The 19733-nt window shown below is 69.5% G+C and carries 17 protein-coding genes and 1 pseudogene; 8 read left to right on the top strand and 10 right to left on the bottom strand.

Annotated elements, in window-relative coordinates:
• Window positions 1-19: 19 nt before the first annotated feature.
• Window positions 20-1804, bottom strand: coding sequence for an ABC transporter transmembrane domain-containing protein (locus tag ACSVDD_RS14375; RefSeq protein ID WP_448190047.1), 1785 nt, complete (start codon window positions 1802-1804; stop codon window positions 20-22).
• A gap of 160 nt (window positions 1805-1964) precedes the next feature.
• Here ACSVDD_RS14375 and rpmE point away from each other — a divergent pair, with 160 nt between their 5' ends.
• Entirely contained in the window at window positions 1965-2195 is a 231-nt protein-coding gene (gene rpmE / locus ACSVDD_RS14380) for a 50S ribosomal protein L31 (protein WP_448190048.1), read from the top strand.
• 75 nt (window positions 2196-2270) lie between these two features.
• Here the strand turns inward: rpmE and ACSVDD_RS14385 are convergent, their stop codons facing one another.
• A complete protein-coding gene (locus ACSVDD_RS14385; RefSeq protein ID WP_448190049.1) occupies window positions 2271-2687 on the bottom strand; it encodes a DUF1465 family protein in 417 nt (138 codons plus the stop codon).
• 249 nt (window positions 2688-2936) lie between these two features.
• Here ACSVDD_RS14385 and ACSVDD_RS14390 point away from each other — a divergent pair, with 249 nt between their 5' ends.
• The gene (locus ACSVDD_RS14390) at window positions 2937-3395 is read left to right on the top strand and encodes an Hsp20 family protein (RefSeq protein WP_448190050.1); all 459 of its coding nucleotides are present in this window, start codon (window positions 2937-2939) and stop codon (window positions 3393-3395) included.
• Window positions 3396-3436: 41 nt separating this feature from the next.
• On the opposite strand, the gene ACSVDD_RS14395 is transcribed toward ACSVDD_RS14390, so the two are convergent.
• The 5 genes from ACSVDD_RS14395 to ACSVDD_RS14415 form a co-directional block, all read right to left on the bottom strand.
• A complete protein-coding gene (locus ACSVDD_RS14395; RefSeq protein ID WP_448190051.1) occupies window positions 3437-5329 on the bottom strand; it encodes a PAS domain-containing protein in 1893 nt (630 codons plus the stop codon).
• Window positions 5330-5435: 106 nt separating this feature from the next.
• Window positions 5436-6224 carry an alpha/beta fold hydrolase gene (locus ACSVDD_RS14400; protein ID WP_448190052.1) on the bottom strand — a complete coding sequence of 263 codons (789 nt, stop codon included), beginning with the start codon at window positions 6222-6224 and terminating at the stop codon, window positions 5436-5438.
• 18 nt (window positions 6225-6242) lie between these two features.
• Window positions 6243-7553 (bottom strand): O-acetylhomoserine aminocarboxypropyltransferase, encoded by a 1311-nt coding sequence (locus ACSVDD_RS14405; RefSeq protein WP_448190053.1) that lies wholly within the window; start codon window positions 7551-7553, stop codon window positions 6243-6245.
• 87 nt (window positions 7554-7640) lie between these two features.
• Window positions 7641-8783 (bottom strand): carboxylate-amine ligase, encoded by a 1143-nt coding sequence (locus tag ACSVDD_RS14410; RefSeq protein WP_448190054.1) that lies wholly within the window; start codon window positions 8781-8783, stop codon window positions 7641-7643.
• A 3-nt stretch (window positions 8784-8786) separates the two neighbouring features.
• Entirely contained in the window at window positions 8787-9635 is an 849-nt protein-coding gene (locus ACSVDD_RS14415) for an N-formylglutamate amidohydrolase (RefSeq protein ID WP_448190055.1), read from the bottom strand.
• Between the two features lie 105 nt (window positions 9636-9740).
• On the opposite strand from ACSVDD_RS14415, the gene ACSVDD_RS14420 reads away from it, so the two are divergent.
• The 5 genes from ACSVDD_RS14420 to pyk all read left to right on the top strand — a co-directional run bounded on the left by ACSVDD_RS14420 (window position 9741) and on the right by pyk (window position 15201).
• The gene (locus ACSVDD_RS14420; RefSeq protein ID WP_448190056.1) at window positions 9741-10157 is read left to right on the top strand and encodes an Aq_678 family protein; all 417 of its coding nucleotides are present in this window, start codon (window positions 9741-9743) and stop codon (window positions 10155-10157) included.
• 397 nt (window positions 10158-10554) lie between these two features.
• On the top strand, window positions 10555-11475 hold the full coding sequence (locus ACSVDD_RS14425) for a DMT family transporter (RefSeq protein WP_448190057.1): 921 nt from the start codon (window positions 10555-10557) through the stop codon (window positions 11473-11475).
• A 118-nt stretch (window positions 11476-11593) separates the two neighbouring features.
• Window positions 11594-12340 carry a FadR/GntR family transcriptional regulator gene (locus ACSVDD_RS14430; protein WP_448190058.1) on the top strand — a complete coding sequence of 249 codons (747 nt, stop codon included), beginning with the start codon at window positions 11594-11596 and terminating at the stop codon, window positions 12338-12340.
• 104 nt (window positions 12341-12444) lie between these two features.
• A complete protein-coding gene (locus ACSVDD_RS14435; RefSeq protein WP_448190059.1) occupies window positions 12445-13731 on the top strand; it encodes a glycerate kinase type-2 family protein in 1287 nt (428 codons plus the stop codon).
• 30 nt (window positions 13732-13761) lie between these two features.
• Entirely contained in the window at window positions 13762-15201 is a 1440-nt protein-coding gene (gene pyk / locus ACSVDD_RS14440; RefSeq protein ID WP_448190060.1) for a pyruvate kinase, read from the top strand.
• A gap of 9 nt (window positions 15202-15210) precedes the next feature.
• Here pyk and ACSVDD_RS14445 read toward each other — a convergent pair whose 3' ends face one another.
• The 3 genes and pseudogenes from ACSVDD_RS14445 to ACSVDD_RS14455 all read right to left on the bottom strand — a co-directional run.
• Window positions 15211-15786, bottom strand: a complete 576-nt coding sequence (locus ACSVDD_RS14445; RefSeq protein ID WP_448190061.1) for a tetratricopeptide repeat protein — start codon at window positions 15784-15786, stop codon at window positions 15211-15213.
• 415 nt (window positions 15787-16201) lie between these two features.
• Window positions 16202-17542, bottom strand: a complete 1341-nt coding sequence (locus ACSVDD_RS14450; RefSeq protein WP_448190062.1) for an IS1380 family transposase — start codon at window positions 17540-17542, stop codon at window positions 16202-16204.
• A gap of 253 nt (window positions 17543-17795) precedes the next feature.
• A pseudogene (locus ACSVDD_RS14455) lies at window positions 17796-18260 on the bottom strand (transposase); the annotation flags it as partial.
• Between the two features lie 311 nt (window positions 18261-18571).
• On the opposite strand from ACSVDD_RS14455, the gene ACSVDD_RS14460 reads away from it, so the two are divergent.
• The coding region (locus ACSVDD_RS14460) for a recombinase family protein (RefSeq protein WP_448190063.1) at window positions 18572-19733 on the top strand (1162 nt) is incomplete at its 3' end.

The following is a 19733-nucleotide window of genomic DNA, read 5'->3' on the forward strand; positions in this document are numbered from 1 at the left end:
GCGGGAGAGGGCTGTTCCCCTACTCCACCGCCGCATCGAACTGCAAGGCAGCCAAGCGCGCGTACAACCCACCCTGGCTCACCAGCTCGGCATGCCGGCCGGATGCGACGATGCGCCCCCGCTCCATCACCGCGATGCGGTCGGCGTTCAGCACGGTCGCCAGCCGGTGCGCGATGATCAGCGTCGTGCGCTGCTTCATCAGCTTTTCCAGGGCGTCCTGCACCATGCGCTCGCTCTCGGCGTCCAGCGCCGAGGTCGCCTCGTCCAGCAGCAGCACCGGCGGGTTGCGCAGGATCGCCCGCGCGATGGCCAGCCGCTGGCGCTGCCCGCCCGACAGCCGCACGCCCTTCTCACCGAGGTACGTGGACAGCCCGTCCGGCAGCGCCTCCAGGAACTCCAGCGCGTGCGCCGCCTCGGCCGCCGCGCGCACCTCGTCGTCGCTGGCGTCGGGGCGGCCGTAGCGGACGTTCTCCCAGGCGTCGGCGGAGAAGATCACCGGGTCCTGCGAAACCAGACCGATGCGCCGCCGCACCTCGGCCGGATCGGCGTCGCGGATGTCCACGCCGTCCAGACGCACCGCACCCGCCTGCGGGTCGTAAAAGCGCAGCAGCAGTTGGAAGACCGTGGACTTGCCGGCCCCCGACGGCCCGACCAGCGCCACCGTCTCGCCCGGCGCCACGGCCAGCGTGAAGCCCTCCAGCGCCGCGTCGTCGGGGCGCGAGGGGTAGTGGAAACGCACGTCCTCGAACCCCAGCGCCCCCTTGGCCGGCTGCGGCAGCGGCACCGGCTCGGCCGGCGGCTGCACATCCGGCATGGTGGCGAGCAGTCCGAACAGCCGCTCGGTGGCGCCCGACGCCCGTTGCAGATCGCCGAACACCTCGCTGATGGCGCCGATCGAGCTGGCCACCACCACGGCGTACAGTACGAAGGCCGACAGCTCACCCGCCGTCAGCCGGCCGGCCAGCACGTCGTGGCCGCCGATCCACAGGATGAGCCCGACCGCGCCGAACACCAGCACGATCACCGCCACCGTCATCACCGCGCGCACCCGCACGCGATGGATCGCCACGCGGAAGGCGTCCTCGACGCGGTCGGCGAAGCGGACGCGCTCCAGCGACTCGTGGGTATAAGCTTGAACCGTGCGGATGCCGGTCAGCGTCTCGTCCACGTGAGCGCCGATGTCGGCGACCCGATCCTGGCTGTCGCGCGACAGCCGGCGCACGCCGCGGCCGAACAGGATGATCGGCGCCACCACCAGCGGCACCCCCAACAGCACCAGCCCGGTCAGCTTGGCCGAGGTGACCAGCAGCATCGCCAGCCCGCCCAGCAGCAGCAACAGGTTGCGCAGCGCAATGGACACCGTCGAGCCGACCACCGTCTGCAACAGCGTGGTGTCGGTGGTGAGCCGCGACAGGATCTCGCCGGTCCGCGTCGTCTCGAAGAAGCCGGGGCTGAGGCTCAGCACATGGTCATAGACGGCGCGCCGCAAGTCGGCGACCACCCGCTCGCCAATCCACGACACCAGATAGAAGCGCCCGAAGGTGCTGGCCGCCATCAGCACGATGACGCCCAGCAGCACCAGGAGCGCCCGGTCGAGCAGAGCCGCGTCGCCGGCCGTGAAGCCGCGGTCCACCAGCACCCGCATGCCCTGCCCCAGCCCCAGCACGGTGCCGGCCGCGACCACCAGCGACACGAAGGCGCCCAGCATCTGCAGGCGGTACGGCCACAGGAACGGCAGCAGCCGGCGCAACGGCTTCAGGTCGCGGCGGGGGGCCGCGTCGGCTTGGGTCGGTTCGCGGGACACCGGATATCCTTGGGTTTCGGGCGAATTTGGGCGCGATCAGACCGCCCATATGGCGCGCCCGGCCCTTCCGCTCAAGATAAGGAGCATCCGATGCACGGAACAGGTTGCATCACGGTGAGGTCGCCGCTATAAACCCGGCTCGCATTTAGGGACCTGGGCCATGAAGAAAGACATCCATCCGGATTATCACGAGATCACCGTCGTCATGACGGACGGATCCTCGTTCCAGACCCGGAGCACCATGGGTAAGGCCGGCGACACCATTCGCCTGGACATCGACCCGAAGTCGCACCCGGCCTGGACGGGCGTGCAGAAGCTGCTGGACACCGGCGGCCAGATCGCCAAGTTCAACAAGCGCTTCGCTGGGTTCGGCCTCAAGAAGGAAGGCTGACGCCAGTTTGCGTCTGCGAAAAGGGCGCCCGGTCCTCCGGGCGCCCTTTTCGCGTTTGTGTTTCGTGAGAGCGCCCTACCCGACCGCCAGTTCGGCGACGCGGTCGCGGAACTGCTCGTCCAGGCGGTGGACGCGCATGTACAGGCGGTGGCTGCGCTCCAGCAGGCTGCGCAGACCGCTCGGCAGGTCGTCGTTGTCCGGGCCTGACGGATCGGAGCAGATCTCGCCGCCGGACAGCGCGAACTCATCCGACGCCGCCGTTTCCTGCGTGATCTCGCCGGCGTGCACGGCTTTCTGCGCCAGCAGCCACGCCATCACCTGCGTGAGGCGGCTGGTCACCCGCATGCTCTCATAGCTGATCTGGAGGCGGACGTGCGGCGGCCGGTTCTGGTGGTCGCCGGCCTCGTGGTACGCGATGTAATTGCGCGTCTCGATGAGCAGCGCCATCGTCTCGTCGTACGTCCCGTTGAAGAACGTGGCAGAAGCGATCACGGCCGTACCCCTCCCGCGGCCGCGTGGCCCGAAACCGAGCGTGGCGGCAACTGATTAACAAAGGATGAGTGGACATTGGTCCCGCGCGTGCGGATTCCCGTGATGCGGACCCTCTTGACGCCCGCGGGACCGTGACTATGTCTAACGGCGCTGGCGGACGCCCACATGGGGTCTTCCGGCGAAACGCCCGCGGGAGCCGACCATGACGGTGGTTCCCGATCGCAATATCGCTCTCTTGGAGGATATGTCATGCGTACTTACGACCTTTCGCCTCTGTTCCGTTCGACCGTCGGCTTCGACCGTCTGACCCGCCTGCTCGAAGGCGCTGCGACCAGCGACGAGGCGGTGTCCTACCCGCCCTACAACATCGAAAAGCTGGGTGACGACGCCTATCGGATCACCATGGCCGTCGCCGGCTTCGGGCCGGAGGATCTGGAAATCACCGCTCAGCAGAACTCGCTGGTGGTCACTGGGAAAGCTAAGAAGGAGCAGGAGACCGGCCAATTCCTCTACCGGGGTATCGCCGGACGCGCTTTCGAGCGCCGCTTTCAGCTAGCCGACTTCATCAAGGTGAATGGCGCCAAGCTGGAGAACGGCCTGCTGCACATCGAGCTGGCCCGTGAGATCCCCGAGGCCATGAAGCCCCGCGCGATCAAGATCGAGGCGGCGGCCGGCCGCCAGCCGGCACTGACCCAGCAGGCGGCGTAACGGCAAAACAGTCCCTCCCCCGGCTCGGCCGGGGGAGGGAGCTATTCCCCCAACAACTCTTCCAACCGCATCACCCGCTCTGCCGGCAGGTGGACGGTCACCGTGGTGCCTTTTCCGCGCTCGCTGTCGATGTGCAGGGTACCGCCGTGCTTCTCCACCAGCCGCTTGGTCAGCGGCAGGCCGAGCCCCGTGCCCTCGTGGCGGCGGGTCATCGATTGGTCCACCTGGCTGAAGCGCGCCATCGCCTTGGGGATGTCCTCGGGCGCCATGCCGACCCCGGTGTCGTGCACGCGCACTTCCACCCCGCCATCCGCCGCACGCCGCGCGCCGACCGTCACCTGACCGCCGGTGTCGGTGAACTTGATGGCGTTGGACAGCAGGTTGACGAGGATCTGCCGCAGGCGCAGTTCGTCCACGCGCAACGGCGGCAACTCGCGTTCCAGATCCAGCCTCACCGCCACGCCCCGCTGCCCGGCCTGCATGGCGACGAGGTTGAGCGACTGCCCGACCACGTCGGTCAGATCCACCGGCTGCTCCATCAGATGCAAGTCGCCGGCCTCGATCTTCGAGATGTCCAGAATGTCGTCGATGATGCCCAGCAGATGCTCGCCCGACTGGCGGATCGACGACGCGTAATCGGTGTAGCGGTCGATGGCGTCGGCGCCGAGGATGCGCATCTCGATCACCTGCGCGAAGCCGATGACGGCGTTCAGCGGCGTCCGCAGTTCGTGGCTCATGGTGGCGAGGAAGGCGGACTTGGCGCGGTCGGCGGTCTCGGCCGCCTCCTTGGCGCGGATCAGTTCCGCCTCGATGAGCTTGCGCTCGGTCACGTCGCGGACGATGGCGGTGAACAGCCGGCGCCCCTGGACCTCCAGCAGCGACACCGACAGCTCGATGGGGAACAGCGTGCCGTCCGCCCGGCGCGCCTGGATGTCGTTGAGGCAGCCGCTCACCGGCGTCGGCTTCGGTCGGTGCAGGTAGGCCCGGTGCCGCTCGACGACCGCCTGCGGGATCAGCCGGTCGAGCTTCTGCCAGACGATGTCCGCCGCGCTCACCCCGAACATGGCCTCGGCCGCCGGGTTGAAGCTGTGGACGATGCCCTCCTCGTCCGCCGTCAGGATGGCGTCGGCCGCCGCCTCGACGACGGAGCGGTTGCGCGCCTCGGCCACCAGCAGCGCCTCGGCGGTGCGCACGTACTCGCTCATGTCGGTCAGCGAGCCGATGCAGCCCCGCGCGCAGCCCTCGGCGTCGCGCACGGGCGTGGTTTGCAGGAACACCGCCGCCGCCGTCCCCTCCGGCCCGAGCAGGCGGCAGTCGAACAGCATCGGCGTGCCGGCGGGGACGCTGCGCGCCCACTCCTCCTCCAGCCGCGGCCGGTCGTCGGGGTGCACGGCGGCGAACCAGCCCTCGGCCAGGATGCGTTCGACCGGCATCCCTGTCATGGCGGCGAGCTGCCGGTTGGCGAACAGGATGCCGCCGTCGGCGTCGGTGCGGAACATGCCGACCGGCGCCGCCTCGGCCAGCGAATGGTAGAGCGCCTCGCTCTCGCGCCGCCGCCGTTCCGCCTCGACCCGCTCCGTCACGTCGCGGATGTTGCCGACCATCCCCTGCACGTCGGGATCGTCCAGCAGGTTGCAGCCGGTCGCCTCGACGGTGCGCCAGCGCCCCGCGGAGTCGCGCAGGCGGAAGGTGCTGGTGCCGGTGCTGCCCTGCGGCGCGCGGGCGCGGACTCCCAGGCGCTCCATCAGCGAGGCGCGATCGTCGGGGTGCGCGAAGTCACCGAGCGGCCGGCCCAGCATGTCCTCCGGCGCGTGACCGAACACCTTGCGCACGTTGTCGCCGACAAAGACGAAGCGGCCGTCGCGCGACAGCACCGCCATCACGTCGGTCGAGTTGGCCATCAGGGCGCGAAAGTAAGGCTCGCTGAGCTGCACGCCTCATTCCTATCCAGGGTGCCGACGCACGAACGGTCTATCGTCGCGATAATTTAGACGCCAAAAGTTATCCTCTGATGACCATCCGGTAACAGCGTACTGGAAATCAGACGCCAGCCGCCAGCGCGTCGGTGGTGGCGTCCGGCGCCTCCACCATCACCATGTGGCCGATGCCCGGCAGCACGCTGACCGAAGCCCCGGCGACGCGCGCCGCCAGCGCCCGCCCGGCCTTGGCCGGCGTCATGCGGTCCAGCGCCCCCAGCAGGAACAGCGCCGGACAGGCGACCTGCCCGCCCGCCTCGGCGCCGCGCGTGTAGGCGTTGCACGCCGCGAGGTCGATGCCGAGCACGCCCGGCTTCTGCCGTCCCATCAGCCGGCGCGAGGTCGGCCCCAGCGCCAGCCCCGGCGCCGGATTGCCGCCCACATGCCCGCGCGGGCCGAAGCCCCAGCCGGTGACCAGATCGATGGCGAGCGGGTCGTTGTCGGCAGCGGCCTTCAGCAGATCGGGATGCACCGGCATTTTCTCGGCCACGCCCAGCAGCCCCAGCGACGCCACCCGGCCGGAATGGCGCGACGCCGCCTCCAGCGCCACCAGCGCGCCCATGGAATGCCCGACCAGCGTCGCCTTCGCGGCCCCCGCGGCGTCCAGCAGCGCCACCACCCAGTCCGCCATCCCGGCAATCGAGGCGATCGGCCCCCCGCCCGAGCGCCCGTGCCCCGGCAGATCCACCGCCAGCACCGACCGGCCGTGGTGGGCGAGGTAGCGGCTTTGCAGGCTCCACACCGTGTGGTCCATGCCGGCGCCGTGGATCAGAACGACCACGGGCAGCGTCGGATCGAAGGGACGGCCGCCGGTGTGAGCGAAGACCGGCGCGTCGTTGACCGTCAGTTCCATCGGCCCTTACCCCTATCCTTAGCCTTTGAGGGCGGCGCGCAGCGCCTGCCGCAGATCGTCGATCAGGTCGTCGCCATCCTCCAGCCCGATGGACAGGCGGATCATCTCCTCGCCGACGCCGGTGGCCTTCAGCGCCTCGGCGTCGAGCTGGGCGTGCGTGGTCGAGGCCGGGTGGATGACCAGCGACTTGGCGTCGCCGACGTTGGCGAGGTGCGAGAACACCGTCAGCGCCTCGATGAAGCGCTTGCCCGCCGCGCGTCCGCCCTTGATGCCGAACGACACGATGGAGCCCGCCCCCTTCGGCAGCAGCTTCGACGCCAGCGCGTGGTCGGGATGATCCACCAGCTCCGGGTAGCTCACCCAGTCCACGGCGCCCTTCTCGGACGCCAGCTCCGACTCCAGGAATCCGACCACCCGGCGGGTGTTGTGGATGTGCCCCTTCATGCGCAGCGGCAGCGTCTCGACACCCTGGAGGATGTGGAAGGCGTTGGTCGGGCTCATGCAGGCGCCGAAGTCGCGCAGCCCCTCGGCACGGGCGCGCATGATGAAGGCGGCCGGGCCGAACTCCTCGACGAAGTCGATGCCGTGATAGCCGGCGTAGGGCTCGGTCATGGTCGGGAACTTCCCCGACGCTTCCCAATCGAAGGTGCCGCCGTCGACGATGACGCCGCCGATGGCGACGCCGTGCCCGCCCAGCCACTTGGTGGCCGAGTGCATGACCAGATCGGCACCGTGCTCCAGCGGCCGGCACAGGTACGGCGTGCAGAAGGTCGAGTCGACCAGCAGCGGCACCCCCGCCGCATGGGCGATCTTCGCCACCTCCGGCAGGTTCAGCACCTCCAGCCCCGGATTGCCCAGCACCTCGCCGAACACCAGCCTCGTGTCCGGCCGGATGGCGGCGCGGAAACCGTCGAGGTCGCGCGGGTTGACGAAAGTCGTCTCGATGCCGAAGCGCGGCAGCGTGTAGGCCAGCAGGTTGCGGCTGCCGCCGTAGATCGACGCCGAGGAGACGATGTGCCCGCCCGCACCCATCAGCGTGGTGATGGCCAGCGTCAGCGCCGCCTGCCCGCTGGCGGTGCACACCGCGCCGACACCGCCTTCCAGCGCCGCGATGCGCTCCTCCAGCACCGCGACGGTGGGGTTGGAGATGCGCGAATAGATGTGCCCCGGACGCTCCAGGTTGAACAGCGCCGCGGCGTGATCGGTGTCCCGGAAGACGTAGGAGGTGGTTTGATAGATCGGCACGGCGCGCGCCCCGGTGGTCGGGTCGGGCTGCTGCCCGGCGTGCAGGCTGAGCGTGTCGAACTTCAGGAACTTCGCGTCCGCCATGGACGGCCTCCTCGCCTGTGTCACTGGGCGCGGAGCGTAGGGACGGTGGAAGGAGGCGTCAAGCGGGGCGGCGGGGACGCGCTCGCGTCACTCCACCGGCTCCACCCCCTGCACCGTCTCGTCCACCAGCCAGTCCACCACCTTGTGCAGCGCCTCCCACCCCGTGGCACCCGCCTCCAGCGCCTCCTGGTAGACCGCCACCTGCCGGTGCGCGCTGGTGCCGCGCGCGAGGATGTCGCGGGCGTTCTCCAGCTCCGCCTGGCAGCCGAAATGCTCGGCGTCCTCGCGGACCAGCTCCATCAGTTCCTCCAGCAGCTCCGGGTAGCCGACGATCTCGCCGCGCCCGAAGTCCACCAACCCGTCGTCCAGCCCATAGCGCTGGGCGCGCCAGCGGTTCTCCTCGATGAACAGGTTCTTGTAGGGCCGCCACGCCACGTTGCGCAGCTTCAGCCGCCACAGCATGCGCAGCAGGCACTGGTACAGCGCCGCGATGGTGATGGCGTCGTCCAGGCGCGTGCAGATGTCGGTGATGCGCATCTCCAGCGTCGGGAAACGCGTGGACGGCCGGATGTCCCACCACAGCTTGGTGGCGTCCTCGATCACCCCGGCCTTCACCAGCACGTTCACGTGGTGCAGATATTCGCCGTAGCTGTCGAAGGCGTCCGGCATGCCGGTGCGCGGCAGCTCGTGCCAGACCGACAGGCGGTAGGATTTGCGCTCCATCACCCGCCCGCGCCAGAACGGCGACGAGGTGCTGAGCGCCAGCAGATGCGGCAGGAAGTAGCGGACCTGATTCATCAGGTCGATGCGCAGGTCGTCGTCCTCGATGCCGGCGTGCACGTGCATGCCGCAGATCATCAGCCGCCGCGCCGGGGCGCCCAGGTCGCGCGCCAGCATGTTGTAGCGGTCGCGGTTGGTGTGCTTCTGCGGCTCCCACGCGGCGAAGGGGTGCGTGGAGGCGGCGATGGGCGCCAGCCCGTAGGCGTCCGCCACCCCGGCCACGGTGCCGCGCAGGCGCGCCAGCTCGGCGCGCGCCTCCTGCACGGTGCGGCAGACCGGGGTGCCGACCTCGATCTGGCAGCGCAGGAACTCCGGGTGGATCTGGCCGGGCGCCTTGTCCTGGCAGGCCGTCAGCATCTCCTCCGGCGGCGACTGCACGATGTCGCGCGTGCCACGGTCCACCAGCAGATATTCCTCTTCGAGGCCGAGGGTGAAGGCGGGTTCCTGCATGGCTCAACCCCGTGGATGGTGTTCGACGCGGTACAGCGCCGGGTCGGCGAGGATGGGCGCCAGCGCCTCGCCCAGCACGTCGGCCCACGCCGCCACGCCCGCACTGTCGGCGATCAGGTCCTGGCGCACCTCGATCAGCACGTTGGGCAGGCCGGCCGGCGTGGCGTGCATCTCGACGGTGCCGCCCAGCGTGGTGCGGCCGGAGTACGGCTCGTTGTCGCCGACCACCCAGCGCCCGTCCGCGCGCAGACGCTCGATCAGCGGCAGCGGGATGCGCGGGTCGTGGTCCCACAGCACGCCGACGTGCCACGGCCGCCGGACGCCGCGCATCTCCGGCGTGAAGCTGTGGATCGAGACGATGGCCGGCACCACCCATCCGCCCGTGTCGCGGTCGTGCATGGTGGCGACCATGGTCTTGATGGTGTCGTGGTAGGGGCGGTACAGCGCGCCCACCCGCCGCCGGACGTCCGCGGCATCCAGGGCGCGGTTGCCGGGAACCACCACGTCGTCGCTGACCACCGGGATCAGCGTCGGGTCCTCCAGCGCCCGGTTCGGATCGACCACCAGCCGCGAATAGCCCGACAGCACCGCCGGTGCGTCGAAGCGCGCCGACAGCGTCTGCGTCAGCTCGGCGACGCCGATGTCCCAGGCGATGTGGCGGACCAGATGCTCCGGCGGCAGGCCCAGCGTGCCGAGTGTGCGCGGAATGGCGCAGGACGCGTGGTCGCAGACCAGCAGGACTTGCGCCGAGCCGTCGCCGTTCAGCACGCGCACGGCCGGCGGGTCGTCCTCACCCAGCAGCGGCGGGCTGTGGTCGACCGGTTGGCGGGGGGAAGGGGAACGCAGGCTCATGGCTCCAACTGTATCGCGAGCGAACGAAAGGGCAAGCCGCAGGCGGCTTGCCGAACAACCGGCGGACAGCCAGCTTTATTCCGTTCCCCTCGGGAAGCCGCCGCCATGCCGACGCCGTTCGCCCCGCTGCTCGCCTTTCTGCTGCTGGCCTCCTGCGCGCCGGTGATCGAGACGACCTACGGCTACTCCCTGCCCGACACCGCCGAAGGCCGAAGCTGCGCCGCCCGGTGCGAGGCCGAGCGCGCCACGTGCATGCGGTCCTGTGACCGCAGCGAGCGTCTTTGCCTCACCGATGCCGAATCGCGCGCCATGCGCGATTTCCAGCAAGAGGTGGGCGATCCTGGGGGACCCCGCCGCGGCGGGACCGGACGGACCTACTTCGACTACGCCAACCGCTACCGCAGCCTGTGTTACATCGGCGGCTGCCGGAATGCGTGCGACGAAACCTACCGCACGTGCTTCGAGGGCTGCGGCGGCAAGGTGACGGCGACGCGGGTGTGCACGGCGAATTGCGGGTCGTAGGGGGCGAGAGGAATTGGAGACGAAGCCACGCGAACCGCGAACTTTCGGAAAGACCATGCCGACGCCGTTGCCATCCACCACAGCATTTGCTAGGATCAAAGTCCTTAAACACCCGAATTGCGCCCACCGACAGCGGGACCGAATGCAACACTACCACGAAACGTGTTGCATGGCGTTTCATTCCGTTTCATTCGCCGCCCACGAATTGCTTCGCCAGCAAACGAAATGCTACACGCCCGTTCACGAACGATCACCGGCAACCCATTGATGGAACACCGGAACTCTCCATTTTGCGGCATTGTGCGGCAAACGCCCCCAGCACAACGGTGCACAGCGCACACGGGCCACTCCGTCGCCCACGCTGGCGGACGACGCGTTGCCCGTTTATAAGGCATTCATGCCCGACGCCAGCACCACCACCGCCGCCGCGCAGGCCCACGCCGACCGCACCGCCCGCATCGCCTTGATCGCGCTGCTGGCCGGCGCGCTGGGGATCGCCTTCTCGCCGATCTTCGTGCGCCTGTCGGAACTGGGGCCGACCGCCACCGCCTTCTGGCGGGTCGGCTTCGCGGTGCCGGCGCTGTACGCCTGGACCCGGTTCGAGCGCACCGATGGCCCGCGCTCGCGCCGGCCGTCCACGCGCTCCGACTATTCGCGGCTCACCCTGGTCGGGCTGTTCTTCGCCGGGGATCTGGCGTTCTGGCACTGGTCGATCAAGTTCACCTCGGTCGCCAACGCCACGCTGCTCGCCAACTTCGCGCCGATCTTCGTGGCGCCAGTGTCGTGGCTGCTGTTCAAGGAACGCTTCACCCGCACCTTCGTGGCCGGCCTCGTGCTCGCCGTCGCCGGGGCCGTGGTGCTGATGGGGCAGAGCCTGCACCTCAGCATGGACGCGCTGTTCGGCGATGCCCTCGGGCTGGTCACCGCCATGTTCTACGCCGGTTACATCCTCACCGTCGGCCGCCTGCGCACGGAGTTCTCGACCGCCACCATCATGACCTGGAGCGGTGTCGTCACCGCCCTGGCGCTGCTGCCCATAGCGCTCCTGTCCGGCGAGAGCCTGATCGCCGGCACGGCGTACGGCTGGGCGGTGCTGCTGGGGCTGGCGCTGTTCAGCCACGCCGGCGGGCAGAGCCTGATCGCCTACGCGCTGGCGCATCTGCCGGCCTCGTTCTCCTCGGTCAGCCTGCTGCTGCAACCGGCCGCCGCCGCGGTGCTGGCGTGGGCGCTGCTCGGCGAGCCGCTGGGGCCGTGGCAGGCGGCGGGTGCGGCGATCGTGCTGCTCGGCATCCTGCTGGCCCGGCGGGGCACCCGGTAAACCATAGGTAAACCGAGGAACGGCAATACCGCAATGCTGTCAGCACGCCTCACCGGTTGACGCACCACGTGCGCGCGAGTACTGCTTCGAGGATTGAATAATCACGGGAGTATGCAACGTGTCCGACGACGGCCAAGCCACGGCCTCCGAGACGACCGGGCGCATCTCCGACTGGGTGGCGGAGCGTATCCTCGACCGCATCGGCACGGGCGATCTGGAGCCCGGCCAGCGCCTGCCCGGCGAGCGCCAGTTGGCCGAACAGCTCAGCGTTTCGCGCGTTTCCGTGCGCGCCGCCTTGCAGAAGCTGAAGACCCAGGGCTTCCTCACCGCCGTCCAGGGCGGCGGCACGCGGGTGGTGTCCTCGGCCGGCGGCATGGACGGCGCGCTGACCGAGATGGTCCGCGTCAAGCTCGACAACCTCTACGACCTCGTCGAAATCCGCATCCAGCTGGAAACCTGGGCCGCCCGCCGCGCCGCCGAACGCGGCAACGCCGAGCAGATCGCCGCCATCGGCCAGATCGTCGCCTCCATGGCGAAGCCCGGCGGCAACCGCAGCGCCGACGACATGGATTTCCATCTGGCCATCGGCCGCGCCGCCTCCAGCCCGGTCTACCTGCACCTCCTCTTCACGATCCGCGACACGCTGGGCCAGATGGTGGAGTTCCACCACTCCCCGGCCTTCGCCGTGGACGAGGAGAAGATGTACCAGCACCACTGCGCCATCCACGAGGCCATCGCCCAGCGACAGCCGGACGCCGCCGCGGAGGCCGTGCGCGAACACCTCTCCTGGGTCCTGCACCGCTATCAGGAAATGGGCACGACGGGGGGAACGCCGTTGTCGGGGCGGAGCGCGCCGGGGGGCTGAGCTCTCGCCATCGCGCCCACCCCCGTTGACATCCAGGGTCCAACCCTTCAGTTGATAGGCGGGCAGCCTGCCCGGTTCCCCGGAACCATCGAGGACCCCCCGCCGTGTCCGCTCACCCCATTGCCGATCCCGGCCAATTTCTGCGCCACCTGTTCGACGCCGCCATCCACGCGGTGTCCGCCGACGCCCGCGTCCCCCCGGCCCTGCCGCCGCCGCCCACCGGGCGCACGGTCGTCGTCGGAGCCGGCAAGGCCGCCGCCGCCATGGCGAAGGCCGTCGAGGATCACTGGAACGGCCCGCTGTCGGGCCTCGTCGTCACCCGCTACGGCCACGGCGCGCCGACACGCTCCATCGAGGTGCTGGAAGCCGGCCACCCGCTGCCCGACGAAGCCGGCACCAAGGCCGCCGAGCGCATCCTGGAGATGGCCTCCGGCCTCGGCGCCGACGATCTGCTGCTGTGTCTGGTGTCCGGCGGCGGCTCGGCCTTGCTGGCGCTGCCGGCGCCGGGACTGACGCTGGACGACAAGCGCCGCGTCGCCAAGGATCTGCTGCGCTCGGGCGCCACGATTTCCGAGATGAACTGCGTGCGCCGCCACCTCTCCGCCATCAAGGGCGGACGGCTGGCGCTGGCGGCGCATCCCGCGCGGGTGGTGGCGCTGTTGGTCTCCGACGTGCCCGGCGACGACCCGACCGTGATCGCCTCCGGCCCGACCATCGCCGACCCGACGACGCTGGCCGATGCCCGCGCCGTGCTGGCGCGCTACGGCATCACGCCGCCGGACGCCGTGCGCCGCCATCTGGAAGACCCGGCCTCGGAAACCCCCAAGCCCGGCGACCCGCGCCTCGCCCGCGCCGAGGCGGTCATCATCGCCCGGCCGCAGGACGCGCTGGAAGCCGCCGCGGCGGAGGCCCGCGCCGCCGGGGTGACGCCGATCATCCTCGGCGACTCGCTGGAGGGCGAAGCGCGCGACGTCGGCCGCGTGCTGGCCGGCATGGCGCTGTCCTGCGCGCAGCACGGCCACCCGCTGGAGCCGCCCTGCGTGCTGCTGTCCGGCGGCGAGACCACGGTGACGGTGCGCGGCCAGGGCCGCGGCGGGCGCAACGCGGAATGCGCGCTGGGCATGGCGCTCGGCCTCGCTGGGGCGCCGGGCATCCACGCCCTCGCCGGCGACACCGACGGCATCGACGGCACCGAGGACAACGCCGGGGCGCTGGTCCGGCCGGACACTCTCGACCGCGCGCGCGCCGCGGGCCTTGATCCGCAGGCCGTGCTGGGCAACAACGACGCGTACACTCTGTTCGCGACGGTGGGCGACCTCGTGGTCACCGGGCCGACGCTCACCAACGTCAACGATTTCCGCGCTCTCCTCGTCTCCTCCCGCCTGCGCTGACGCCGGCCGCCGATCAGGAAAAAGAAGACCATGAAACGCAAGGGCAGCCCGATCCGCCGCTTCCGCCTGACCAAGATCGTCGCCACGCTGGGGCCGTCGTCCTCGACGCCGGAGATGATCCGCACGCTGTTCGAGACGGGCGTGGACATGTTCCGCCTGAACTTCAGCCACGGCAGCCACGACGACCACGGCGCGCGCGTCAAGGCGATCCGCGCGCTGGAGAAGGAAACCGGCCGCCCCATCGCCATCATGGCCGACCTGCAAGGCCCGAAGCTGCGCCTGGGCAAGTTCGCCAACGGCCCCGTCGAGCTGACCGCCGGCCAGAGCTTCCGCCTCGACCTCTCCAAGGAGCCCGGCGACACCACGCGCGTCGGCATGCCGCACCCGGAGATCTTCGCGGCGCTGGAGCCCGAGGCCGAGTTGCTGCTGGACGACGGCAAGGTGCGCCTGCGCGTCGTCTCATGCAGCCCTGAGCACGCCGACACCATCGTGGTGTCCGGCACCAGGCTGTCGGACCGCAAGGGCGTCAACGTGCCGGGCGTGGTGCTGCCGCTGTCGCCGCTGACCGACAAGGACCGCGAGGATCTGGTGTTCGCCCTGGACCAGGGAGTGGACTGGGTGGCGCTGTCCTTCGTGCAGCGGCCGGAGGACGTGGCCGAGGCGCGCAAGCTGATCGCCGGCCGCGCCGCGCTGCTCTCCAAGATGGAGAAGCCGCAGGCCATCGATCACCTGGACCAGATCATCGAGCTGTCGGACGGCCTGATGGTGGCGCGCGGCGATCTCGGCGTCGAGCTGCCGGCCGAGGACGTGCCGTCGATCCAGAAGCGCATCGTCCGCGACTCGCGGCGCGCCGGCAAGCCGGTGATCGTCGCCACGCAGATGCTGGAGTCCATGGTCTCCGCCCCCGCCCCGACCCGCGCCGAGGCGTCGGACGTGGCCACCGCGGTGTACGACGGGGCGGATGCGGTGATGCTGTCGGCCGAGACGGCGTCCGGCGCCTACCCGGTCGAGGCCGTGTCGATGATGGACCGCATCGCCCGGCGGGTGGAGCAGGACCCGCTCTACCGCACGATCATGGACGCCCAGCACCCCGACCCGCAGCAGACCGCCGCCGACGCCATCACCGCCGCGGCGCGGCAGGTGGCGCATACCATCGAGGCGGCGGCCATCGTCACCTACACCACGTCCGGCTCGACCACGCTGCGCGCCGCGCGCGAGCGGCCAGAGGTGCCGATCCTCTGCCTGACCTCCAGCCCGGAGACGGCGCGCCGTCTGGTGATCGCCTATGGCGTGCACAGCGTGCAGACCGAGGACGTGGACAACTTCTCCGAGATGGTCCAGAAGGCCGCCCGCATCGCCCACGACGACGGCTTGGCGGCGGAGGGGCAGCGTCTGGTCATCACCGCGGGCGTGCCTTTCGGCACGCCGGGCAACACCAACATCCTGCGCATCGCGTGGGTGGAGGCTTGAGCCAGCCCTCTACAGCGGCGCCCCGGCGATCTGCTTGCGCAGCGTGTCGACCTGCTCGCGCACGCCGTCCATGTGCGGGTTGATGGCGAGCGCCGCTTCGAAGGCCTTGAGCGCCCCCGCCGGCTCGTCCACCGCCAGATAGACCAGCCCCAGCCCGGCCAACGCCGCGAAGTGCCGCGGCTCCAGCAGCAGCGTGTGGCGGATGTCCGCCACCGCCGCCGGATAGTCGCCGAGCAGGTAATGCGCGTTGGCCCGCTTGTTCCAGCCCTCGGCGTAGCCCGGCGCCAGGGTGACGATGCGGTCGAACGCCTTGAGCGCCGCCGCGAAGTCGTCCTTGTGCAGGAGGTCCACGCCGGCTTTCATCAGCGTCAGCACCTCGCGGCCGGGGTGCTCCAGCCAGATCGCCCAGATCTCGTCCTCGACGGCCTCGGCCGTCTCGCCGGCCGGCGCGGTGAGGAGCATGCGGAAAAGACCGTCGAGGCGCGCGTCGTCCTGGAGCGCCGACGCGGGCGCGGCGAAGGCGAGGGAGGCGGCCAGGACCAGCGCTGCCGTGGCGGCCCGAAAGGCGAAACGAGCGAGCATCATGGAACAAGGGTGGGGGCAACCCCCACCCGCAACCAGGGACGCTTCCGAGGCTCACCCGTTCGGGATGTTGAGTTCGGCATAAAGCGGACTACCCACCTCCGCAAAATCAACGACTTAAGAAAAGCTTGTCCGGCATATAGCGAGTCGAAATCCGGCAAATCCGCTGCTTGGTGGCAACAATCCAGCGTATTGTGTCAAGGAACACTATGCCCGCATGGGATCGTAGACGCAGCCCAAGGATCATTAGCCTGAAAAATCACAGGAGTTAATTCTTGCGCCTCGTTAGCCCGGATCATTCATCAGCGTTTTGGAACGGCGGCCCGAAGGCGCGTCGATGGGTGGCGCCAACGGCGCGGCATGACGGGGCTGGAGGGTTGCGGGGACAGGTTCGTTCGGGGGCACGTCGCCCCAGCAATCACGGCGGCAGCTTGACGGTGCGTGCGGCCAGCACCGCGAGGCTTTCCTGGTAGGGGAAGCTGGAGGGCAGCGACACCTTGATGCGCGTCACCATCTCGGTGACCCGCGCCGCCACCTTGATGAGGCCGAGGCGCAGCGTGTCAAACTGCGCCTTGCGCCAGAACGACGCCTTCGGCGCCAAGCCGCGCAAGGTGTGCAGCAGCCAGTAGGCGGCGGTGTGGATGAGCAATCGGAACTGGTTGGCAGTTGCCTTGCTGCACGACGTCCGGTCGGAGGCGAGGTGCAGTTTGTGCGCCTTGATCAGGTTCTCCATCTGGCCGCGGGCGCAGTAGATGGTCTCGTACAGCGCCTTGGGCGTGCCGGTCAGGTTGGTGACGATGAAGCGCGTGTCGGTGCCCTGGGCCGACGCCTCGACCCGGGCGATGACCCGCCGCTCGACCTTCCAGGTGCGGGCGGCGTAATGGAGCGCGCGGAAGCGCCGAGCCTTGTCCGCCTCCCCGGCCAGCCGGCCCATCGCAGCGTCTTCGGCCAGATCGGTGATGCGCCCGAGCAGGATCTTGTTGCCGGCCAGACCGAAGACGTAGCCGACGCGATTGCGCTCGCACCAACTCATCGCCTTGTGGCGGCCGTAATGGCTGTCGCCGCGCACCAAAATATCGACGCGCGGCCAGCGGGCGCGGATGGCGCGCACGACGTGGCGCAGCACCAGCGCCACCTCGGCGCCGTCCGGCGTCTTGCCGGGCCGCAGGATGACGGCCACCGGCTTGCCCGTCGTCGCCTCGTAGATGTGCATCGGCAAGAAACAGTGTCCGTCGTAATGGGCGTGGAACAGCGAGAGTTGCTGGGCGCCGTGGACGCGGTCCTCAGTGTCGTCGATGTCTAGCACGATGCGCCGCGGCACCGTGGCGAAGCTGTCGCAGAACAGGTCCACCATGGCTGCCATCATGCGCTTGAGCGCCACTGGGCCGGGCAGGTTCTCCAGCCGGCTGATGGTCGGTTGCGAGCAGAGGTCGCCTCCGCTCTCCGGCAGCCGACCGACCGCCATCTTGAAGGCGGGATCAGTGCGCAGAGCGTCGCAGTCGTTGGCATCCGCATACCCGGCCGCAATCAGCAGGGCGCGGAAGCGGATCATCTCCGCCAGCGTGTGCTGGATGCGCTCAGGGGCGCGCGGGTCCTCGATGCAATCCGCCAGGCGCTCGCAGATCCCGAGCCGCCGGTCGATCTCCGCCAGCAGCAGGATGCCGGCGTCGGAGGTGAGACGGCCGCCATCGAAGGCGGCGATAACCGGCTTGCCGGCAACCGGTGACAAGCCGGGCAGAACCCCGGTACTCTCGGCCATGGCGGGCGTGAACTCCGTTGATCCGTGGTGAGACTGTTTCAGCACCAGAATCATACACGAATTCAGCGCCTTAACCTCGCTCCCGCGGTACGTGGGGCAAAAGTCCGGGCATAACCTTGGCGGTATAGAGCGGCTCAACGACGTGAACCAAGGAATGCCAACGGGTACAGCGAACAGCTTGCCAGCGTGAGCGTGGCGCGGTCACGTCCGTCAAGCAGGTGTAAATTCGGGTGTGGCTTAAGGTGGCCATCGGTCAGGCGGCCTTGGGTGGAATCTGGACTGGGTCGGCCTCGGCGGCCGGGGTGTAGAGTTCGGCCATCGCCTCGACCTGCATGTAGCGGTGCTGGAGCTGCCACTCGTCATTTTGCTCCAGCAACACCGCGCCGATGAGGCGGATGATCGACGGCTCGTTGGGGAAGATGCCCACCACGTCGGCGCGCCGCTTCACCTCCTTGTTCAGCCGTTCCAGTGGGTTGGTGCTGTGCAGTTTGGCCCGATGCTGGGCGGGGAAGCTCATGTAGGCCAGCACGTCGGCCTCGCTCTCGTCCATCAGCGCCGCCAGCTTCGGCCAGCGCTCGCGCAGCTGGTCGGCGACATGGCGCCAGGTCTGCCGGGCCGGCTCGGCATCGGGCTGCAGGAAGGCTTGGCGCAGGGCGGCCGCCACCATGGTGTGCTGGCCCTTGGGCACGTGCGCCAAGGCGTTGCGGATCCAATGCACGATCCGAACGCAATCGACCGAATCCACTTCACGGCTACGCTGGCGTTTGCTTGGCCGCACTTGGCCAAACCGCGCCACCGTCGCCGGTGACCGCCGTGGCGGTCTGTTGGGCGGACACCTCCACCACCGAGGTGCCCGCCCATGCCGCGCCATCGACACCCCCCGACGCCAGCGACCTGGGCCATCCGCTCCGTCTTCGTCCGGACCCGCGACGGGCCGGATCGGCTGGCCGACACCTACCGCCGTCTTCTTGCCCCCATCGCGACATCACGGCCGGCGGCGACCGCCGGCCCGGCCGAGGGAGAAGCATCATGCATGCCGCCGTCTATGCCCGCGTCTCCACCGAACGCCAGGAGCGCCAGCAGACCATCGACAGCCAACTCGTCGCCCTGCGCGCCTGGGCCGAGTCCAACGGCCACGACCTGAACGACAGCCATGTCTTCCGTGATGAAGGCTACAGCGGCGCCCGGCTCGATCGGCCGGGGCTGGATGCCTTGCGCGATGCGGTGCGCGATGGCGAGGTCGATATCGTCGCCGTGCTGGCCCCGGATCGCCTGGCGCGGCGCTACGCCTACCAGGTTCTGCTCCTCGAGGAATTCCGCCGGGTCGGCTGCGCCGTCGGTTTCCTCAACCGCACCATCACCGACGATCCCGGCGACCAGCTGCTGCTTCAGATCCAGGGCGCCGTCGCCGAGTACGAACGCGCCCTCCTCGGGGAGCGGTTCCGCCGCGGCAAACTTCAGAAGGCCCGCGCCGGCCAGATCGTCGGCACCCACCCACCTTACGGGTACCGTTACCTGCCGCGTCAGGAGAAGGCGGCCGGCCAGTGGGTCATCGATGACGCCGAGGCCGAAACCGTGCGCCTGCTCTACGCCTGGCTGGTGGAGGAGCGCATGACCCTGCGCCAGATTCTCAAGCGCCTGAACTTCGGGCCCTGGTTCCCCCGCTGCGGCCGGCACCCCTGGTCGCCGTCGACGGTCCACCACATCCTGTCCGACCCCGTCTACACCGGCACCGCCTACGCCAACCGCTACGAATTCGTCGCGGCGAAAAAGCCGCGCCCCCGCAAGCCAACCTATTCCGGCGTCGGGTGCCGCCGGCTGCGGCCGAAGGACCAGTGGATCCCGATCGCGGTGCCCGCCCTCATCGATCAGGACACCTGGGACCGCGCCCAGGCCCAACTCGCCCGCAACGCCACCTTGTCGTTCCGCAACAACAGCAAGCATGACTACCTTCTGCGGTGTCTGCTGACCTGCGGCGCTTGCGGCTTGTCCATGCACGGTACGACCCGGCCGGCGGGAAAGCGGGCCGAACGCCTCTACTACCGCTGCGCCGGCAAGGATTGCGTGGAAACCGCCCGGGCGCAGCCGTGTCCCCGCGCCAACGTCGCCGCGCCGGACATCGAGCGGACCGTGTGGGAGCATGTCCGTGGTCTGCTGGAAGACCCGGAGCGGCTGGTGGCCCAGTTCCATC

The organism is Azospirillum terrae, from assembly GCF_053470425.1.